This is a genomic window from Arthrobacter sp. 10L424, assembly GCF_056395325.1.
Genome location: NZ_JBFTJH010000011.1, coordinates 90,361 through 107,025 on the forward strand (window position 1 = coordinate 90,361; position 16,665 = coordinate 107,025).

A 16,665-nucleotide genomic window follows, 5' to 3' on the forward strand; every position below is an offset into this window, starting at 1 on the left:
GGCTGTCCTCACTTCGTTGTGGCTAGGTGCCGTTGCTTCGGTTGTTCGATAATAGAAATACATGTTCTAATATCGAATTACAGCATTGACTATAGGTGGGGCCAAGGGCAAGCGCAAGATTTTTTTGTGACGCCCCCATAGTGGCCTGGCCACACTGGCCCGCGGCGTGGCCCGCGACCTGCAGACGGCGGCGCTTCCGGAACTGACAACCCTCGCCAACCAGCTGGGCATCACCGCCCTCCTTGGAAGCCGCGCGGCAAATCAGCGAGCAGCTACACTAGCCGCAGGGGCCGGGAAAGGTTCTTGACGGATCTCTCCGGAGAGTGCATAGTTATCGTATACGATTTCGTACTCGATGAGGAGTAGCACTTGGAACAGGTCACCGACCGCATTCTGGCCGCGGCCCGCAAGGTCATCGCGGTGCACATCAACTACCCCAGCAGGGCGGCCCAGCGCGGCCGCACGCCGGAACAGCCGTCCTACTTCCTGAAGCCGCCCTCCTCCTTGGCGTCCGGTTCCGCGGAAGCCCCGTCCACGGTGGAACGCCCGGCCGGCTGCGAACTGCTGGGCTACGAGGGCGAGATTGCCCTGATCATCGGCACGCGCGCCCGCCGCGTCGGCATCGCGGAAGCATGGAGCCATGTCGAGTGGGTCACCGCCAGCAACGACCTCGGCGTCTACGATCTGCGCTACGCGGACAAGGGGTCCAACCTCCGGTCCAAGGGCGGCGACGGCTTCACGCCGATCGGCCCGGGGCTCATCGGCGCTGACACCGTGGACCCCGCCGGACTCCGGATCCGCAGCTGGCACAACGGTGAACTGGTCCAGGACGACACCACGAGCGACCTGCTCTTCCCGTTCGCCCGGCTCGTCGCGGACCTGTCCCAGCTGCTCACGCTCGAAGCGGGGGACATCATCCTCACGGGCACCCCGGCCGGCGCCTCCGTGGCCAAGCCGGGCGACGTCGTCGAGGTCGAAGTCAGCACTGACGATGAGGTGGGCGGCGGCGCCGTCAGCACCGGCCGACTCACCACCAGAGTGGTGGAAGGCACGACGCCGTTCGCCGACTATGGTGCCCGGCCCAAGACCGATGACGTGCAGCGGGAAGAGGCCTACGGATCGCGCGAAGCCGCCGGACTCGGCGCCGCGGAAGGCGCCGCCGTCGGGCATGTCCTGACCCCGGAACTGAAGGCGAAGCTGGAAAGCGTCTGCACCGCCACCCTGTCATCCCAGCTGCGCAAGCGCGGCCTGAACAACGTCAGCATCGACGGGTTGTCCGCGACCCGCCCGGAGAAGCGGGTGGTGGGTCTGGCCCGGACACTGCGTTACGTCCCCAACCGCGAGGACCTCTTCAAGACCCACGGCGGCGGCTTCAATGCCCAGAAGCAGGCCATCGACTCGGTCAACGAGGGCGAAATCCTAGTGATGGAGGCCCGCGGCGAGAAAGGCACCGGCACCATCGGGGACATCCTGGCACTGCGCGCCCAGGTCCGCGGCGCCGCGGCCATCATCACCGACGGCGGCGTCCGTGATTTCTCCGCCGTGGCCGCCATGGATATGCCCACGTATTACTCCAACCCTCACCCTGCCGTACTGGGCCGCCGCCACATCCCGTGGGACACGGACATCACCATCGCCTGCGGCGGAACCACCGTGCAGCCCGGCGACATCATCGTGGCGGACTCGGACGGCATCCTGGTGATCCCGCCGGCGCTGGCCGACGAGCTCGCCGACGATTCCATCGCGCAGGAACGCGAGGAGGTCTTCATCGCGGAAATGGTGCAGCAGGGTCACAGCGTTGACGGTCTCTACCCCCTGAATGCGTCCTGGCGGGCCCGGTTTGCGGAATGGGAAGCAGGCAAATCCCATGCCTAAAGCCACTCTCGCAGCCGGTGCGCCCGCCGCAAGCAGCAAGTCCGAGCAGGCCTACGCCGCAGTGAAGGCCAAAATCGTAGAGGGGGCCTTCACTCCGGGATACCGGCTGGTCCTGGCCAAGATCGCGACCGACCTCGGCTTCAGCGTGGTCCCGGTCCGGGAAGCCATCCGCAGGCTCGAAGCCGAGGGACTGGTGAAGTTTGAACGCAACATTGGGGCCACCGTGGCGGGCATCGATCCCACTGAGTACCTGTACACCATGCAGACCCTGAGCATCGTGGAGGGTGCCGCCACGGCGCTGTCCTCACCGCTGATCGGCGGGACGGACATTGCCCGGGCACGCGCCGTGAACGAGGAGATGCGCAAATGCCTGCAGGACTTCGACCCCGACAGGTTCACCCAGCTCAACCAGGACTTCCACAACGTCCTGTTTGAACACTGCCCCAACCCGCACATCCTGGACCTCGTGCACCGGGGGTGGAACCGGCTCGCCGGGCTGCGGTCCTCCACCTTCCGTTTTGTCCCCGGCCGCGCCTACGAGTCGGTGGACGAGCACGAGGCCCTGCTGCAGCTCATTGAGTCCGGCGCCAGCGCGGACGACATCGAAAAAGCAGCCCGCCTGCACCGCTCCGCCACCCTGGACGCGTACCTCGCCCAAAGCAACGCGGGGTCACTTGGCGCCCATTAAGGCCCTTCACATGGGCCGTAAGTGACCCCGCGTTGCAATCTCAGTTAGTTAGGAAGACAACAATGACGTTTACTGCTCCTGTTACCACCACCCACTACGTTCCGCAGGACCTGCCCACCCATATCCAGCACTACATCAACGGCGAATTCGTTGACTCCGTGGGCGGAAAGACCTTCGACGTCCTGGACCCTGTGTCCAACCAGAACTACGCCACCGCCGCCGCCGGCCAGAAAGAGGACATCGACCTCGCCGTCGCCGCCGCCCGCGAGGCCTTCGTCAACGGGCCTTGGCCGAAGATGAAGCCCCGCGAACGCGCCCGCGTGCTGAACAGGATCGCCGACGCCGTGGAGGCCCAGGAAGCACGGCTCGCGGAGCTGGAGACCTTCGATACGGGCCTGCCCATCACCCAGGCCAAGGGCCAGGCGCTGCGCGCGGCCGAGAACTTCCGCTTCTTCGCGGACCTGATCGTCGCCCAGTTCGACGACGCCATGAAGGTCCCCGGCGCCCAGATCAACTACGTCAACCGCAAGCCGATCGGCGTCGCGGGCCTCATCACGCCGTGGAACACGCCGTTCATGCTGGAGTCCTGGAAGCTCGCCCCGGCGCTGGCTACCGGCAACACGGTGGTGCTGAAGCCGGCCGAATTCACGCCGCTCTCCGCGTCGCTGTGGGCACAGATTTTCAAGGACGCCGGCCTGCCCGACGGCGTCTTCAACCTGGTCAACGGACTGGGCGAGGAAGCCGGCGACGCGCTGGTGAAGCACCCAGATGTCCCGCTGATCTCCTTCACCGGTGAGACCACCACGGGCCAGACGATCTTCCGGAACGCCGCGGCCAACCTCAAGGGCCTGTCCATGGAGCTCGGCGGCAAGTCCCCGTGCGTCGTGTTCGCCGACGCCGACCTCGACGCCGCGATCGACTCCGCCCTGTTCGGCGTCTTCTCGCTCAACGGCGAACGCTGCACCGCCGGCTCCCGGATCCTGGTGGAGCGTGCCGTGTACGAGGAATTCTGCGAGAAGTACGCCGCCCGCGCCAAGAAGATCGTGGTCGGCGACCCGCACGACCCGAAGACCGAGGTCGGCGCGCTGGTCCACCCGGAGCACTACGCCAAGGTGGCCTCCTACGTGGAGATCGGCAAGTCCGAGGGCCGGCTGCTCGCCGGCGGCGGCCGTCCGGACCACCTGCCCGAGGGCAACTACATCGCCCCGACCGTGTTCGCCGACGTCGCCCCGGACGCGCGGATCTTTCAGGAGGAGATCTTCGGGCCCGTCGTCGCGATCACCCCGTTCGACACCGACGACGAGGCCCTCGCCCTGGCGAACAACACCAAATACGGGCTTGCCGCTTACATCTGGACCCAGAACCTGACCCGCGCCCACAACTTCTCCCAGAACGTCGAGGCCGGCATGGTGTGGCTCAACAGCCACAACGTCCGCGACCTCCGCACCCCGTTCGGCGGCGTCAAGGCCTCCGGCCTCGGCCACGAGGGCGGCTACCGCTCCATCGACTTCTACACCGACCAGCAGGCCGTGCACATCACCCTCGGCACCGTCCACACCCCCAAATTCGGCGCCTGAGCCCTTCCGGCCAGCGCCACCCCAGAACCCCTTTCAAAGAAGAGAGAATCCCATGACCAACTTCGTTCCCACCCCCACCGTTCCCGCGCCGGACATCGTCCGCTGCGCCTACATGGAGATCGTGGTCACCGATCTCGCCAAGTCCCGCGCCTTCTACGTGGACCTCCTGGGCCTGCATGTCACCGAGGAAGACGAGAACGCCATCTACCTGCGCTCACTCGAGGAGTTCATCCACCACAACCTGGTGCTCCGCAAGGGCCCCATCGCCGCCGTCGCGGCCTTCGCCTACCGGGTGAAGTCCCCCGCAGAAGTGGACGCCGCCGAGGCGTACTACAAGGAACTGGGCTGCCGCACCGAGCGCCGCAAGGACGGCTTCACCAAGGGCATCGGCGACGCCGTCCGCGTCGAGGACCCGCTGGGCTTCCCGTACGAGTTCTTCTACGAGGTGGAGCACGTGGAACGCCTCACCCAGCGCTACGACCTCTACTCCGCCGGCGAGCTGGTCCGGCTGGACCACTTCAACCAGGTCACCCCGGACGTCCCGCGCGGCCGCAAATACCTCGAGGACCTCGGCTTCCGCGTCTCCGAAGACATCCAGGACTCCGACGGCGTCACGTACGCCGCATGGATGCACCGCAAGCAGACCGTGCACGACACCGCCTTGACCGGCGGCAACGGCCCGCGCATGCACCACGTCGCGTTTGCCACCCACGAGAAGCACAACATCATCCAGATCTGCGACAAGATGGGTGCCCTGCGGATCAGCGACCGGATCGAACGCGGCCCCGGCCGGCACGGCGTCTCCAACGCCTTCTACCTCTACATCCTGGACCCGGACGGCCACCGCGTGGAGATCTACACGCAGGACTACTACACCGGCGACCCGGACAACCCCACCATCACCTGGGACGTGCACGACAACCAGCGCCGCGACTGGTGGGGCAACCCCGTGGTCCCGTCCTGGTACACCGAGGCCTCCCTGGTCCTGGACCTCGACGGGAACCCGCAGCCCGTCATCGAACGCACCGACGCCTCAGAAATGGCCGTGACCGTGGGGGCCGACGGATTCTCCTACACCCGCAAGGAAGGCTCTGAGGCTGAGGGTTTCAAGCTCGGGGCGCAGCTGTAGCCATGCTGGATGCCAAGACGATCGAGGCCATCGCCGACGAACTGCTGGAAGCGGCCCGGACCCGCACCCCGGTCCCCCGCCTGACGGCCCGCTACCCGGACATGACGGTGGAGGACTCCTACGCGGTCCAGCAGTTGTGGCGGACCCGGAACGAGGAGTCGGGCCGGACCCTGGTGGGTCGCAAGATCGGCCTCACGTCCAAGGCCATGCAGGCCGCCACCGGCATCACCGAACCGGACTACGGCGCCATTTTCGATGACATGGTACTCGAGACGGGCTGCTCGGTGGAGTGGGACCGGTACACGCATCCGCGGGTGGAGGTGGAGCTGGCGTTCGTGCTGAAGAAGGACCTGTCCGGACCCGGCTGCACCATCTTCGATGTGCTGAACGCGACCGACTACGTGGTGCCGGCCCTGGAGATCCTGGACTCCAGGATCGAGATGGAGGGCCGGACCATCGTGGACACCATCTCCGACAACGCGGCGATGGGCGCCATGGTCATCGGCGGCCGCCCGGTCAAACCCGACGCCGTGGACCTCCGCTGGGTCTCGGCCATCCTGTACAAGAACCAGACCGTGGAGGAGACCGGCGTCGCCGCGGGCGTGCTGGACCACCCGGCCAACGGTGTGCACTGGCTGGCGAACAAGATCGCCGCCCACGGGGACGCCATGAAGGCCGGGGACATCATCCTCGCCGGGTCCTTCACCCGCCCGCTGTGGGTCTACAAGGGCGACACCGTCCACGCGGACTACGGACCCCTGGGAGTTGTCACATGCCGCTTCGACTAGAAAACACCTTCCGGGACGCCCTGGCCAATGAGGACGGCGCGGCATACCGGCCGCTGGCCGGGATGTGGGTGTGCTCCGGCAGCCCGCTCATCGCCGAACTCTGCGCCGGATCCGGGCTGGACTGGCTCCTGGTGGACGCCGAGCACAGCCCCAACGGGCTCGAATCCATCCTCGCCCAGCTCCAGGCCATCCACGGCTACCCGGTCCACACACTGGTCCGGCCGCCGGTCAACGACACCGTCGTGATCAAGCAGTACCTGGACCTGGGCGTGCAGAACCTGCTGATCCCGATGGTCAACTCGGCGGCCGAGGCCGAGGCCGCCGTCGCCGCCACCCGCTACCCGCCGCAGGGGGTCCGCGGAGTCGGCTCGGCGCTGGCCCGCGCCGCCCGCTGGAACCGGGTCCCGGACTACCTGTCCCGGGCCTCCGAGACGATCAGCCTGACCGTCCAGATTGAATCCGCGGCGGCCGTGGACGCGGTCACGGACATCCTGGCGGTCGACGGCGTGGACGCGATCTTCCTGGGCCCCTCCGACCTCGCAGCCTCCCTGGGCCTGCTGGGCCAGCAGGAACACCCGGAGGTGCGTGCCGCCGTCGAACGCTGCCTCTCCGCGGCCAGGGCGGCCGGTAAACCCGCCGGTGTGAACGCCTTCAACCCCGCCACCGCACGCCACTACCTCGAGAACGGCGCCGACTTCATCCTGGTGGGAGCCGACGTCGCCCTGCTGGCCCGGGGCTCCGAGGCCCTCGCCGCCGAATACGTCCGGCCGGCCGCGGCCAAGGCCGCCGGCGACGGCACCCCCGCCAGTTACTGACACCGACACAGACACTGCCCCTGACCCCTAAAGGATTTCCTTGATGAGCGTTGCACCCGCACTCTCCCCTGCCATTTCCCCTGACCGGGAAGCCTCCGTCCTCGCCTCCGTGCCCACCGGGCTGTTGATCGGCGGGCTCTGGCGGGACGCGTCCGACGGCGGCACGTTCGACGTGCACGACCCCGCCACCGGGAAGGTCCTCGCCGCGCTCGCCTCCGCCACCAGCCAGGATGCGGTCGCCGCCCTGGACGCGGCCGACGCTGTTCAGTCGTCCTGGGCCCGGACCGCTCCCCGGGTGCGGGCCGAAATCCTGCGCCGGGCCTTCGACCTGGTCACCGAACGGGCCGAAGACTTCGCGCTGCTGATGACCCTGGAAATGGGCAAGCCACTGGCTGAGGCCCGTGGCGAGGTTACTTATGGGGCCGAATTCCTGCGCTGGTTCGCCGAGGAAACCGTCCGCGACTACGGCCGCTACCTCACCACACCCGAGGGCAAGAACAAGATCCTCGTCCAGCACAAACCGGTCGGCCCGTGCCTGCTGATCACCCCGTGGAACTTCCCGCTGGCCATGGCCACCCGCAAGGTCGCCCCCGCTATCGCGGCCGGCTGCACCATGGTCCTGAAACCGGCCAAGCTCACCCCGCTGACCGCGCAGTACTTCGCCCAGACCATGCTCGACGCCGGTCTGCCCGCCGGTGTGCTGAACGTCGTCGCCTCCTCCAGCGCCTCCGGGATCTCAGGGCCCCTGCTGGCCGACCCGCGGCTGCGGAAAATCTCCTTCACCGGCTCCACCCCGGTGGGCAAACGCCTCATGGCCGACGCCGCACAAAACGTCCTCCGGACCTCCATGGAACTCGGCGGGAACGCACCGTTCATCGTTTTCGAGGACGCCGACCTGGATAAAGCCGTAGACGGGGCCATGGCCGCCAAAATGCGCAACATGGGCGAAGCCTGCACCGCCGCGAACCGCTTCCTCGTCCAGGAATCCGTCGCGCAGGAGTTCACCGCCAAGTTCGCCGCCGCGATGGCCGCCCTGACCACCGGCCGCGGCACCGAACCCGGCACCCAGGTTGGCCCGCTCATCGACGCAGCCGCCCGCGACGACGTGCACGCCCTGGTGGCCGCCGCCGTCGACGCCGGAGCCACCGCCGTCACGGGCGGCGCCCCCGTGGACGGCCCCGGCTACTTCTACCCGCCCACTGTGCTCGGCGGCGTGCCGAACGACGCCGCCATCCTCGGCCAGGAAATCTTCGGACCCGTCGCGCCGGTGACCACGTTCAGCACGGAAGAGGACGCCATCCGCCTCGCCAACAGCACCGAGTATGGCCTCGCCTCGTACCTCTATAGCCGCGACTTCAACCGGCTCCTACGCGTAGCAGAACAGATCGAATTCGGCATGGTGGGCTTCAACGCCGGCGTCATCTCCAACGCCGCCGCACCCTTCGGCGGCGTCAAACAATCCGGCCTCGGCCGCGAAGGCGGCACCGAAGGCATCGCCGAATACACCACCACCCAATACATCGGCATCGCCGATCCCTACGCTGGCTGAGGCGGGGGACCGGCCGCGGTGCGCCTGGCGGATTGCCAGGCATAGCCTGCGGCGAAATCGACCATGGCCTGCGCGCGGTCGGTCAGGCGGACTGCCTCGGGCCAGACGATACGCACGGACAGCGGCTTCACCGCCGGAACGAGGGGCTTGCTCACCACGGCAAGCCCCTCATAGCTGGCATCAACAGCAGGGTGTTGCACCAGCACGGAATAACCGAGGCCGCGGCCGACGAGCGAACGGGTGACCTCAAAGTCGGTGGTGCGATAGCGGACGTTCGGTTCCACCCCGGCACGTTCAAACAGCGAGATACTGTGGTGGCTGCTGGGCGGCGCGTCCAGCAGCACCATCGGCTCGGGGGCCAGATCCCTCAGGGAAACTTCGGACATCTCCGCCAGACGGTGCCCGGCAGGCAGCAGCGCGTAGGCGCTTGTCCTGTACAGCTCCACCTCGGCCAGTCCGGCCGGCAGATCCGTTTCGTAGACGACGGCCAGGTCGAGCCCGCCGTCGAACAGCCGCTCCAGCAGGCCGGTCTGCGTCCCTTCCACGGACGACAGCTCCACCAGGGGGTGCTCGCGCATAAACCCCTCAAGCAACGGCGGCAGTACCGTCGGGGCGAGCGTGAGGTAGCAGCCGATGACCAGCGGACCAGCCAGTTCCAGCCCGCCGCTGGACGCGCTCAGCTCCAGTTCCTCGGCGTCCGCCAAGAGCAGCCTGGCGCGACCATAGAGGTGTTTCCCTGCCGGCGTCAGCGATACGCCGTGCGCTTTGCGGCGGACCAGCAGTTGCACCTTGAAGATCTTCTCGAGCTCCGTCACGGAAGCGTTCACAGCGCCCTGCGAGAGGTGGAGTTTCAGCGCCGCGGCTGAAATTGCCCCTGCATCGGCCACCGCAACAAACTGCGCCAGCTGCCGGAGGGTATAGCGCGCCATTCGATTCCTCAATTTTTCCGTTGATAATAGGCATTTCTTCGAACTTTACCAGTGGTTATGACGCCTGCCACAGTGGAGGAAACCAAAACTGACAGGAGCCACAATGACGTTGGACACCGCGCTGGCAAAGACCGCCCCCATAGCCGACTGGGTCACCCTCGCCGATCTGCACCGGGACCCCTTTCCCATCTATCAAAAGATGCGGGAGGAGGCCCCGGTACATTGGGTGCCGGAAGTTGGCCGCTTCATGGTGACCAGCTACGACGCCTGCCACCTCATCGAGAATGACCAGGAGACGTTTTCCGCCAACGAGACCGGGTCCCTGATGAAGCGGGCCATGGGCCACTCCATGCTGCGGAAGGACGATCCGGAGCATGATGTGGACCGCAAATCCTATGGCTCCGTGCTGCGCCCGAAGGCCATCAAGGAAAAATGGAATGCAATCTTCGAACAGAACAGCGAAACTTACCTCGCACGCCTCGAAGCTGCGGGTCCCGGCGCCGACCTGATCACCGAATACGCGGCGCCCTACGCCGCCGAGAACCTGCGGCTGATCATGGGCTTCCACAATGCAAGCCAGGAAGACATGCAGCGCTGGTCCCAGACGATGATCAACGGCACCGGGAACTACGCCGACGACCCCGAGGTCTGGGCCGCATCCAAAAAGTCCTACGACGAGGTTGACGACGCGATCGACGAGATCCTGCCGTACCTGCTGCGGCATCCGGACGGCAGCCTTCTCTCCGGACTTGCCTCCATGCCCATACCACTCGAGGCGATCCGCGCCAACATGAAGATGACCATCGGCGGCGGCCTAAACGAGCCCCGCGACGTCCTCGGCGTCGCCGTGTGGGCGCTGCTGCGCGACCCCGCCCAACTTGGCCTGGTCAAAGCCGACCCGACGCTCTTTCCGGCCGTCTTCGAGGAGGCCGTCCGCTGGGTTGCGCCGATCGGCATGTATCCCCGGGAAACAACCAGGGAAACCGTCCTGGGCGGGATCACCTTGCCCAAGGGCGCCCGGCTTGGTGTGGTGATCGGCGCGGCCAACCGGGATCCGGCCATCTTTGCCGACCCCGACGCGTTCGCCATCAACCGCGAAAAGAAGCCGCACCTGGCCTTCGGCGGTGGAAACCATTTTTGTGCCGGCACTTGGGTGGCTCGCGCATCCGTGGCGGCCGTCGCTCTCCCCCACCTGTTCTCCAGGCTGAAAAACCTTCGCCTGGACCCTGATCAGACTGCTGTGGACTCCGGCTGGGTTTTCCGGGGCATGACAATCCTCCCCGTTTGCTGGGACAAATAGAAAGAACCTAAGAACCATGACCAAAATCAGTTTTCACCACAACGGCGGCAACGTCGATGTCCTCGACGTTGCCGCCGGGACCTCCATCATGCGCGCCGCCGTCGCCAACGGCGTGCCCGGCATTATCGGCGAATGCGGCGGCCAGGCCATGTGCGCCACCTGCCACGTCTATGTCCGCGAGGAATATGTTCCCGGCCTGCCGGGGATCGGCGAAGAGGAAGAGGAGATGCTCGACTGCACCGTGGATCCCCGGGATCCGGAGCGAAGCCGACTGGGCTGCCAGGTCTTCCTCAAAGACGGCTACGGCCTCGAAGTCGATGTTCCGGGACAACAGGTCTGAGCGGCCCATGGACAACGTTGTTATCGTCGGAAACGGCCAGGCGGGGATCCAATTGGTTGAGTCCCTGCGCGCTGAGGGCTACACCGGGCCCATCACGGTCATCGGCGAGGAGGAGCACCTTCCCTACCAGCGGCCTCCGCTCTCCAAGGATTTCATGGCTGCAGGCCACGAACCGCAGCCGTTGCCCTTACGGGCCGAAAGATTCTTTGCCGAGAACGACGTCGATTCCCGTCTGGGCGCGTCGGTCACAGCGGTAGACAGGGAATCGCGCACCGTAACGCTGGCCGGCGGATCCCGCCTCGGCTACTCGACCCTGGTTTTGGCCACCGGCGCGGCCAACCGCACCCTTGACATCCCCGGCAGCCAGCTGGGCGGCATACACGGGCTGCGGACCCTCTCGGATGCCCGGACCATCCACGCCAGCCTGAACCGGGCCACATCCGTGGTGGTGATCGGCGCCGGCTTCATCGGCATGGAGTTTGCTGCGGCGGCACGGCAGCGCGGCTTGGATGTGACAGTCCTTGAATTTGCCGACCGCCCCATGGCCCGCGCGCTCACGCCCACAATGTCCAACTATTTTGCGCAGGCGCATCAACGCAACGGCGTGACCATGCGTTTCGGCGAAGGAATAGCGGCCTTCGCCGGTCGGGACGGCCAGGTCAGCGGAGCCGTCAGCACCAGCGGACAGACCTACCCGGCCGACCTGGTGTTGGTGGGTATCGGCGTGGTGCCTCGGACCGAACTGGCCACCGCGGCCGGACTGGCCGTGGATAACGGGATCGTCGTGGACGCCGGCATGCGCACGTCAGACCCCGCCATCTTCGCCCTCGGAGACTGCGCCAGCTTCCCCGCTCGGGCAGGCGCCCGAATACGGCTCGAGTCCACCCAGAATGCCACCGACCAGGCCAGGCACACGGCCCGTTCCATCCTCGGGAAAGCCGAGCGGTACGCCTCACTTCCGTGGTTCTGGTCCCAGCAAGGCCCGCTCAAGCTGCAGATCGCCGGGCTGAGCCGCCCCGGGGACCAAACGGTGCTCCGTGGCGATCCAGCCGCGAATAGGTTCTCCGTTTTCTGCTATCGGGACGGTGACCTTGCTGCCGTTGAGTCCGTCAACAGCCCAGGCGACCACATGGCGGCCCGCCGGCTGCTGGCGCAGGGCCGGTCGGTTTCACCCGCAGAGGCTGCGGACCAGGCGTTCGACGTCAAAGCCCATTCGCTGCAGGTTCCTGCGCGGGCATTGACATGACTTGAATCACAACTACACTAATTGATTGTATACGATTTCATGTATGAGATCGTAGATAGTTGCATCCCCGCATCCCTTTTCGCGCCACGCAGACGTGGCCCTCCGCAACAAGGAATAAAACATGAGTGCTATCCCGCTCGAGCAGCGACGCTCGGCAAAGGAAAACCGCCGCGTGGCGTTCGCTACCATCGTCGGAACCACCATCGAGTGGTACGACTTTTTCATCTACGCCAATGCCGCGGGCCTGATTTTTGCAAAACTCTTTTTCGAGCCGGCCGGCAGTGACATCGGCATCCTGATTTCTTTCGCCTCCGTCGGACTGAGTTTCCTGTTCCGCCCGCTAGGGGCCTTCCTGGCCGGACACTTCGGCGATCGCCTGGGACGACGGGCAATGCTCGTCATCACACTGATCATGATGGGTGTTGCCACCACGCTCATCGGTGTGCTGCCCACCTACGAGACCGCGGGCATCGTGGCACCCATCCTGCTGCTTCTGCTGCGCATCGTGCAGGGCATTTCGGCAGGCGGGGAATGGGGCGGCGCGGTTCTGATGGCCGTTGAACACGCCCCCCGTTCCAAGCGCGGCCTGTTCGGTTCCTTCCCCCAGCTCGGCGTTCCCTTGGGCATGCTCCTTGCCTCCGGCGTCCTAGCTCTGATGTCCGGCGTGATCTCCCCCGGTGCGGCCTTTGTGGAGTGGGGCTGGCGCGTCCCGTTCCTGCTCAGCTTCGTTCTTATCATCGTGGGATTTGTGGTCCGTCGCAGCGTCGAGGAAAGCCCCGTTTTCGAGGAAATCGCGCAAAAGAAGCAGCAGACCCGCGTCCCGGTTGTTGAACTGTTTAAGAAGCACTGGCTGCTGGTCATCATCGCTGCCCTCATCTTTGCGGGCAACAACGCCGCCGGCTATATGACCACCGGCGGCTACATCCTCAGCTATGCCACAAACCCCAAGGGACTTGCCATGGACCGCACCTCGGTCCTCATGGCAGTTACGGCCTCCGCCGCCCTCTGGTTCGTCTTTACGCTGATCGCCGGGTTCCTCTCCGACAGCATCGGCCGGAAGAAGACTTATCTCATCGGCTATGGCTGCCTGATCGTGACAGTCTTCCCGTTGTTCTGGCTGGTCAATACCGGCAACATCTGGGCCCTGTTCCTGGGCCTGGCAATGTTCACCGTGGGGCTCGGCCTGACGTACGGTCCGCAGGCTGCCGTCTACAGCGAACTGTTTCCCGCCTCCATCCGGTTCTCCGGCGTCGCGATTTCCTATGCGCTGGGTGCCATCATCGGCGGCGCCTTCGCACCCATGATCGCCACCGCGCTGGTGCAGGCCACCGGGACCACGGTTTCGGTCTCCGTCTATCTGCTGATTGTCGCGCTGGTTTCCACCGGAGCGGCCCTAGTCATCCGCGACCGCAAAGGCATTGACCTGAGTATCAACAACCAGGCCGAGCAGGAAGTCGGCGCCACAGTCTTCGACAGCCGCCGGCCCACCGTCCGCGAGGACGTCGACGTGAACGCCTGACCACGCTCGATCACAGCGCGCAGCGGCGCCGGTCAACCCATGGCCGGTGCCGCCGCCGTGCCCGAACTGAACTGGCGGCGGGCCCAGCGGGCCAGTTTTTTGCCCTTGCCCTTCCACCAACTGTCCTCGTCGCCGCCGTGGCGCCACCGGAAGATCACCATGACCATCACAAAGACTCCGGCCGCAACCTCCTGCCACGTTCCGCTGGCAGCATCGATCAGCACGGTGACCGCGCTGATCAGGATCGACGGCCAGGCCAGGGTGGTGAAGACGGTGTTGGCCACGTAACGGCGATGCGACCGGGGCACGGAGAGGGCGCGGACCATGTCGAAGCAGACACACACCACCACCACCGTCTGGCCCAGGGACAGCAGGATTGAGCCGGTCAGGGATCCGGCGAACATCGCCAGGACCTGGAGTCCGGAGTTCATGACCTGCCCGCGATCAGTGCGGGTCCAGGTGCCGATCTGCCCGGCCAAGATGGATTCAACATTAGGTGCCCCCCCGGCTGTCCTCGCTGCTTCACTGGCTGCGACGCCAGATTCCTGCCATGGACAATTCAAACGGCCCGGCGGCCCCGAAGTCACGCAAACGCTGTACCCGTCTTTACGGACGCTGACACCCGGCGACAGCGCACCAGTACTCACTCTGGGGCGCTGACTACGTGGACAGAAGAGGGAGGACGGAGGAGGGAGCCGGAAACCGGCTCCGTCACTCGCTGTTCCGCGGCCGCCACACCACAACGGCCTGGGAGCGGGCACGGGGGCGCTGGCCGCGGGCCAGGCTGACGACGTCGCCCGCGGCTCCGGCGGCGAAGATGCGGGAGTCCAGCGCGCGGGGGCGGCGTTCGATTTCCTCGCTGAGTTCGGTAACGCGCCGCTGCAGGGCAGCCACCTGGTTTTCCAGCTGGAGGATCCGTTTGATGCCTTCGAGCGAAACACCCTCCTGGGAGAGCCGCTGCACCTCGCGGAGCATGGTGATGTCCCGCTGTGAATAGCGCCGGGACTTGCCGGGCGCGCGGCTGGGCGACACGATGCCCAGCCGGTCATACTGCCGCAGCGTCTGGGGGTGCATGTCCGCCAGCTCCGCGGCGACGGAGATCACGAAGATCGGCTGCTCGTACTCGATGGCCATGGCAGGCACCCGTTCCTAGAGCCGGGCCTTGGCTGCCAGTTCGGCGCGGACGTCCTCGCCGGCGGTGGCCGCGCCGAAGGCCTTGACGGCCTCCTCGGCTTCCTTGCTGAGCTTCCGCGGGACGGCGACGTCGATCGTCACCAGCAGGTCCCCGGTTGCCTTGGAGTGCTTGACGCCGCGCCCCTTGACCCGGAGGGTACGGCCCGACGGCGTGCCGGCCGGGACGCGTACCTTGACCTTGTCGCCGTCGATGGTGGGAACCTCGATATCGGCACCCAGGGCTGCCTCCGGGAAGGTGACCGGCACGTGGATGCGCAGGTTGTCGCCGTCGCGGACGTAAAAATCGTGGGGCTTCACCGCGACGGTGACCATGAGGTCCCCGTACCCGGCCGGACCGTACTGGCCCTTGCCACGGACCCGGACCTTCTGGCCGTCCTTGATGCCGGCCGGGATGCGCACGTCGATGACTTCGCCGTCCGGTTCACGCAGGCCGATGGTGGTGCCGCGGATGGACCCGGCAAAGGAAATGGAGGTGGACGCCGTGCGGTCCGCGCCCTTCTGCGGGGCACGCTGGAACGACTGGCCCCCGCCGAAGCCGCCGCCGGCGCCACCGCCGAACAGGTCGGCGAATTCCGGCGGCATGCCGCCCGCCGTGCTGTAGCCGCCGGAGTGGCGCCCCCCGCCGCCGGTAAACAATCCGCCGAAGAGGTCCTCGAAGCCAGCCCCGCCACCGGCTCCGCCGCCTCCGCCACCGGGCGCGAACCGTGCGCCGCCCATGGCCCGGATGGCGTCATACTGCTGGCGCTCGTCGGGATCGGAAAGCACGGAATAGGCCTCGGAGATGTCCTTGAACTTCTTCTCCGACGCGGTGTCACCGGCGTTCGTGTCCGGGTGGTGCTGCCGCGCGAGCTTCCGGTAAGCCTTCTTAATGTCGGCGTCGGAAGCGTCCTTGGCGACTCCAAGGATCTTGTAAAAGTCCTTGTCCACCCAGTCCTGACTAGCCAATGGCGTTTCCTTTCAAAAGTGTGTGCCGAGGTGACAGTTCACGCCCATGTTTGGTTGAAACACGGGCGCGAACTGTCACCTCGATGGCGTGCTGCTACGCCGGAACCGCGACGATGACCTGTGCTGCGCGGAGCACGCGGTCGCCGGACCTGTAGCCGGAGCGCAGAACCTGGCTGACGGTGTCGATCTCGACGTCCTGGCCGGGCTGCTGGATGAGGGCCTCGTGGATCGTGGGGTCGAACTCCACGCCGGTCTCATTGATGCGCACCAGGCCGTACGTCTTCAGCGCGTTCTCCAGCTTGGCGGCGATCGCGGCGAACGGTCCGTCCGCGAGGTCACCATGCTGGCGGGCGGCGTCAACGTCGTCCAGGACCGGGAGCAAGGAGTTCAGGACGCCAATGACGGCCATCTCCCCTGCCACGGCACGGTCGCGTTCGACCCGCTTGCGGTAGTTGACGTACTCGGCCTGCAGGCGGCGAAGGTCATTCCTGAGCTCCTCCGTTTCCGCACCGTCGGCACCCTGGGCCACGGACTCCGCGGCCGGCACCTCAACGCTGTTGAGGATGTCCTCCGCCTGGGACAGTGCGTCCCCGGAACGGGAATCCGCAGCATCGGCGTGCTCCTGGTCGGGGTGGCGGGCCTGGCCGGTCTTCGGATCAACCTTGCGGTTGTCGTGGATGATCGGCTTCTGCGGCTCGCTTTCCCGCTGTTCAGCGTCGCGACGGCTCTCGGAAGAACCGTGCTCTTCTTCGTTACCGTGATGCGGCATGG

General features: G+C 66.2%; 16 protein-coding genes and 1 pseudogene. 12 read left to right on the forward strand and 5 right to left on the reverse strand.

Annotated features, from left to right (window positions below; all coding sequences use genetic code 11):
• Positions 1 to 130: 130 nt before the first annotated feature.
• The 8 genes and pseudogenes from AC1DC5_RS16820 to AC1DC5_RS16855 form a co-directional block, all read left to right on the forward strand.
• Positions 131 to 244: pseudogene (locus tag AC1DC5_RS16820) on the forward strand (ArsR family transcriptional regulator); the annotation flags it as partial.
• A 125-nt stretch (positions 245 to 369) separates the two neighbouring features.
• Positions 370 to 1,875, forward strand: coding sequence for a fumarylacetoacetate hydrolase family protein (locus AC1DC5_RS16825; protein WP_441406176.1), 1,506 nt, complete (start codon positions 370 to 372; stop codon positions 1,873 to 1,875).
• Positions 1,868 to 2,563, forward strand: coding sequence for a GntR family transcriptional regulator (locus AC1DC5_RS16830; RefSeq protein WP_476865905.1), 696 nt, complete (start codon positions 1,868 to 1,870; stop codon positions 2,561 to 2,563). Before AC1DC5_RS16825 ends, AC1DC5_RS16830 begins: the two co-directional genes overlap by 8 nt.
• 62 nt (positions 2,564 to 2,625) lie before the next feature.
• Entirely contained in the window at positions 2,626 to 4,140 is a 1,515-nt protein-coding gene (gene hpaE / locus AC1DC5_RS16835; RefSeq protein WP_476865906.1) for a 5-carboxymethyl-2-hydroxymuconate semialdehyde dehydrogenase, read from the forward strand.
• Positions 4,141 to 4,192: 52 nt separating this feature from the next.
• Positions 4,193 to 5,269, forward strand: a complete 1,077-nt coding sequence (hpaD, locus tag AC1DC5_RS16840) for a 3,4-dihydroxyphenylacetate 2,3-dioxygenase (RefSeq protein WP_441406179.1) — start codon at positions 4,193 to 4,195, stop codon at positions 5,267 to 5,269.
• A gap of 2 nt (positions 5,270 to 5,271) precedes the next feature.
• Positions 5,272 to 6,057 (forward strand): 2-oxo-hept-4-ene-1,7-dioate hydratase, encoded by a 786-nt coding sequence (gene hpaH, locus AC1DC5_RS16845; protein ID WP_441406180.1) that lies wholly within the window; start codon positions 5,272 to 5,274, stop codon positions 6,055 to 6,057.
• Positions 6,042 to 6,872 (forward strand): HpcH/HpaI aldolase family protein, encoded by an 831-nt coding sequence (locus AC1DC5_RS16850; protein WP_441406181.1) that lies wholly within the window; start codon positions 6,042 to 6,044, stop codon positions 6,870 to 6,872. The genes hpaH and AC1DC5_RS16850 overlap by 16 nt, the downstream gene beginning before the upstream one ends.
• A 43-nt stretch (positions 6,873 to 6,915) precedes the next feature.
• Complete coding sequence (locus AC1DC5_RS16855) at positions 6,916 to 8,421, forward strand: NAD-dependent succinate-semialdehyde dehydrogenase (protein ID WP_476865907.1); 1,506 nt, start codon at positions 6,916 to 6,918, stop codon at positions 8,419 to 8,421.
• Here AC1DC5_RS16855 and AC1DC5_RS16860 read toward each other — a convergent pair.
• The gene (locus tag AC1DC5_RS16860; protein ID WP_441406183.1) at positions 8,409 to 9,350 is read right to left on the reverse strand and encodes a LysR substrate-binding domain-containing protein; all 942 of its coding nucleotides are present in this window, start codon (positions 9,348 to 9,350) and stop codon (positions 8,409 to 8,411) included. The two genes, AC1DC5_RS16855 and AC1DC5_RS16860, sit on opposite strands and share 13 nt — an antisense overlap.
• A 103-nt stretch (positions 9,351 to 9,453) precedes the next feature.
• Between AC1DC5_RS16860 and AC1DC5_RS16865 the strand changes: the two genes are divergently transcribed.
• From AC1DC5_RS16865 to AC1DC5_RS16880, 4 genes are all read left to right on the forward strand, one after another.
• On the forward strand, positions 9,454 to 10,650 hold the full coding sequence (locus AC1DC5_RS16865) for a cytochrome P450 (protein WP_441406184.1): 1,197 nt from the start codon (positions 9,454 to 9,456) through the stop codon (positions 10,648 to 10,650).
• Between the two features lie 16 nt (positions 10,651 to 10,666).
• Positions 10,667 to 10,990 carry a 2Fe-2S iron-sulfur cluster-binding protein gene (locus AC1DC5_RS16870; protein ID WP_441406185.1) on the forward strand — a complete coding sequence of 108 codons (324 nt, stop codon included), beginning with the start codon at positions 10,667 to 10,669 and terminating at the stop codon, positions 10,988 to 10,990.
• Positions 10,991 to 10,997: 7 nt separating this feature from the next.
• Positions 10,998 to 12,236 (forward strand): NAD(P)/FAD-dependent oxidoreductase, encoded by a 1,239-nt coding sequence (locus AC1DC5_RS16875; RefSeq protein WP_476865908.1) that lies wholly within the window; start codon positions 10,998 to 11,000, stop codon positions 12,234 to 12,236.
• A 121-nt stretch (positions 12,237 to 12,357) separates the two neighbouring features.
• Complete coding sequence (locus AC1DC5_RS16880; RefSeq protein WP_476865909.1) at positions 12,358 to 13,755, forward strand: MFS transporter; 1,398 nt, start codon at positions 12,358 to 12,360, stop codon at positions 13,753 to 13,755.
• Between the two features lie 32 nt (positions 13,756 to 13,787).
• Here the strand turns inward: AC1DC5_RS16880 and AC1DC5_RS16885 are convergent, their stop codons facing one another.
• The 4 genes from AC1DC5_RS16885 to AC1DC5_RS16900 all read right to left on the reverse strand — a co-directional run bounded on the left by AC1DC5_RS16885 (position 13,788) and on the right by AC1DC5_RS16900 (position 16,663).
• The gene (locus tag AC1DC5_RS16885; RefSeq protein WP_441406188.1) at positions 13,788 to 14,234 is read right to left on the reverse strand and encodes a hypothetical protein; all 447 of its coding nucleotides are present in this window, start codon (positions 14,232 to 14,234) and stop codon (positions 13,788 to 13,790) included.
• Positions 14,235 to 14,466: 232 nt separating this feature from the next.
• The gene (locus tag AC1DC5_RS16890) at positions 14,467 to 14,889 is read right to left on the reverse strand and encodes a heat shock protein transcriptional repressor HspR (RefSeq protein ID WP_441406189.1); all 423 of its coding nucleotides are present in this window, start codon (positions 14,887 to 14,889) and stop codon (positions 14,467 to 14,469) included.
• Between the two features lie 15 nt (positions 14,890 to 14,904).
• On the reverse strand, positions 14,905 to 15,894 hold the full coding sequence (locus AC1DC5_RS16895; RefSeq protein ID WP_441406190.1) for a DnaJ C-terminal domain-containing protein: 990 nt from the start codon (positions 15,892 to 15,894) through the stop codon (positions 14,905 to 14,907).
• Positions 15,895 to 15,988: 94 nt separating this feature from the next.
• Positions 15,989 to 16,663 carry a nucleotide exchange factor GrpE gene (locus tag AC1DC5_RS16900; RefSeq protein ID WP_441406191.1) on the reverse strand — a complete coding sequence of 225 codons (675 nt, stop codon included), beginning with the start codon at positions 16,661 to 16,663 and terminating at the stop codon, positions 15,989 to 15,991.
• Positions 16,664 to 16,665: the final 2 nt, after the last annotated feature.

What these genes read in the sequence shown, in the direction of transcription:
- AC1DC5_RS16890 (WP_441406189.1), bottom strand. Translation starts at nt 14,889, where the DNA reads ATGGCCATCGAGTACGAGCAGCCGATCTTCGTGATCTCCGTCGCCGCG.
- AC1DC5_RS16870 (WP_441406185.1), top strand. Translation starts at nt 10,667, where the DNA reads ATGACCAAAATCAGTTTTCACCACAACGGCGGCAACGTCGATGTCCTC.
- hpaH (WP_441406180.1), top strand. Translation starts at nt 5,272, where the DNA reads ATGCTGGATGCCAAGACGATCGAGGCCATCGCCGACGAACTGCTGGAA.
- hpaE (WP_476865906.1), top strand. Translation starts at nt 2,626, where the DNA reads ATGACGTTTACTGCTCCTGTTACCACCACCCACTACGTTCCGCAGGAC.
- hpaD (WP_441406179.1), top strand. Translation starts at nt 4,193, where the DNA reads ATGACCAACTTCGTTCCCACCCCCACCGTTCCCGCGCCGGACATCGTC.
- AC1DC5_RS16860 (WP_441406183.1), bottom strand. Translation starts at nt 9,350, where the DNA reads ATGGCGCGCTATACCCTCCGGCAGCTGGCGCAGTTTGTTGCGGTGGCC.
- AC1DC5_RS16850 (WP_441406181.1), top strand. Translation starts at nt 6,042, where the DNA reads ATGCCGCTTCGACTAGAAAACACCTTCCGGGACGCCCTGGCCAATGAG.
- AC1DC5_RS16900 (WP_441406191.1), bottom strand. Translation starts at nt 16,663, where the DNA reads ATGCCGCATCACGGTAACGAAGAAGAGCACGGTTCTTCCGAGAGCCGT.
- AC1DC5_RS16830 (WP_476865905.1), top strand. Translation starts at nt 1,868, where the DNA reads ATGCCTAAAGCCACTCTCGCAGCCGGTGCGCCCGCCGCAAGCAGCAAG.
- AC1DC5_RS16875 (WP_476865908.1), top strand. Translation starts at nt 10,998, where the DNA reads ATGGACAACGTTGTTATCGTCGGAAACGGCCAGGCGGGGATCCAATTG.
- AC1DC5_RS16865 (WP_441406184.1), top strand. Translation starts at nt 9,454, where the DNA reads ATGACGTTGGACACCGCGCTGGCAAAGACCGCCCCCATAGCCGACTGG.
- AC1DC5_RS16880 (WP_476865909.1), top strand. Translation starts at nt 12,358, where the DNA reads ATGAGTGCTATCCCGCTCGAGCAGCGACGCTCGGCAAAGGAAAACCGC.
- AC1DC5_RS16855 (WP_476865907.1), top strand. Translation starts at nt 6,916, where the DNA reads ATGAGCGTTGCACCCGCACTCTCCCCTGCCATTTCCCCTGACCGGGAA.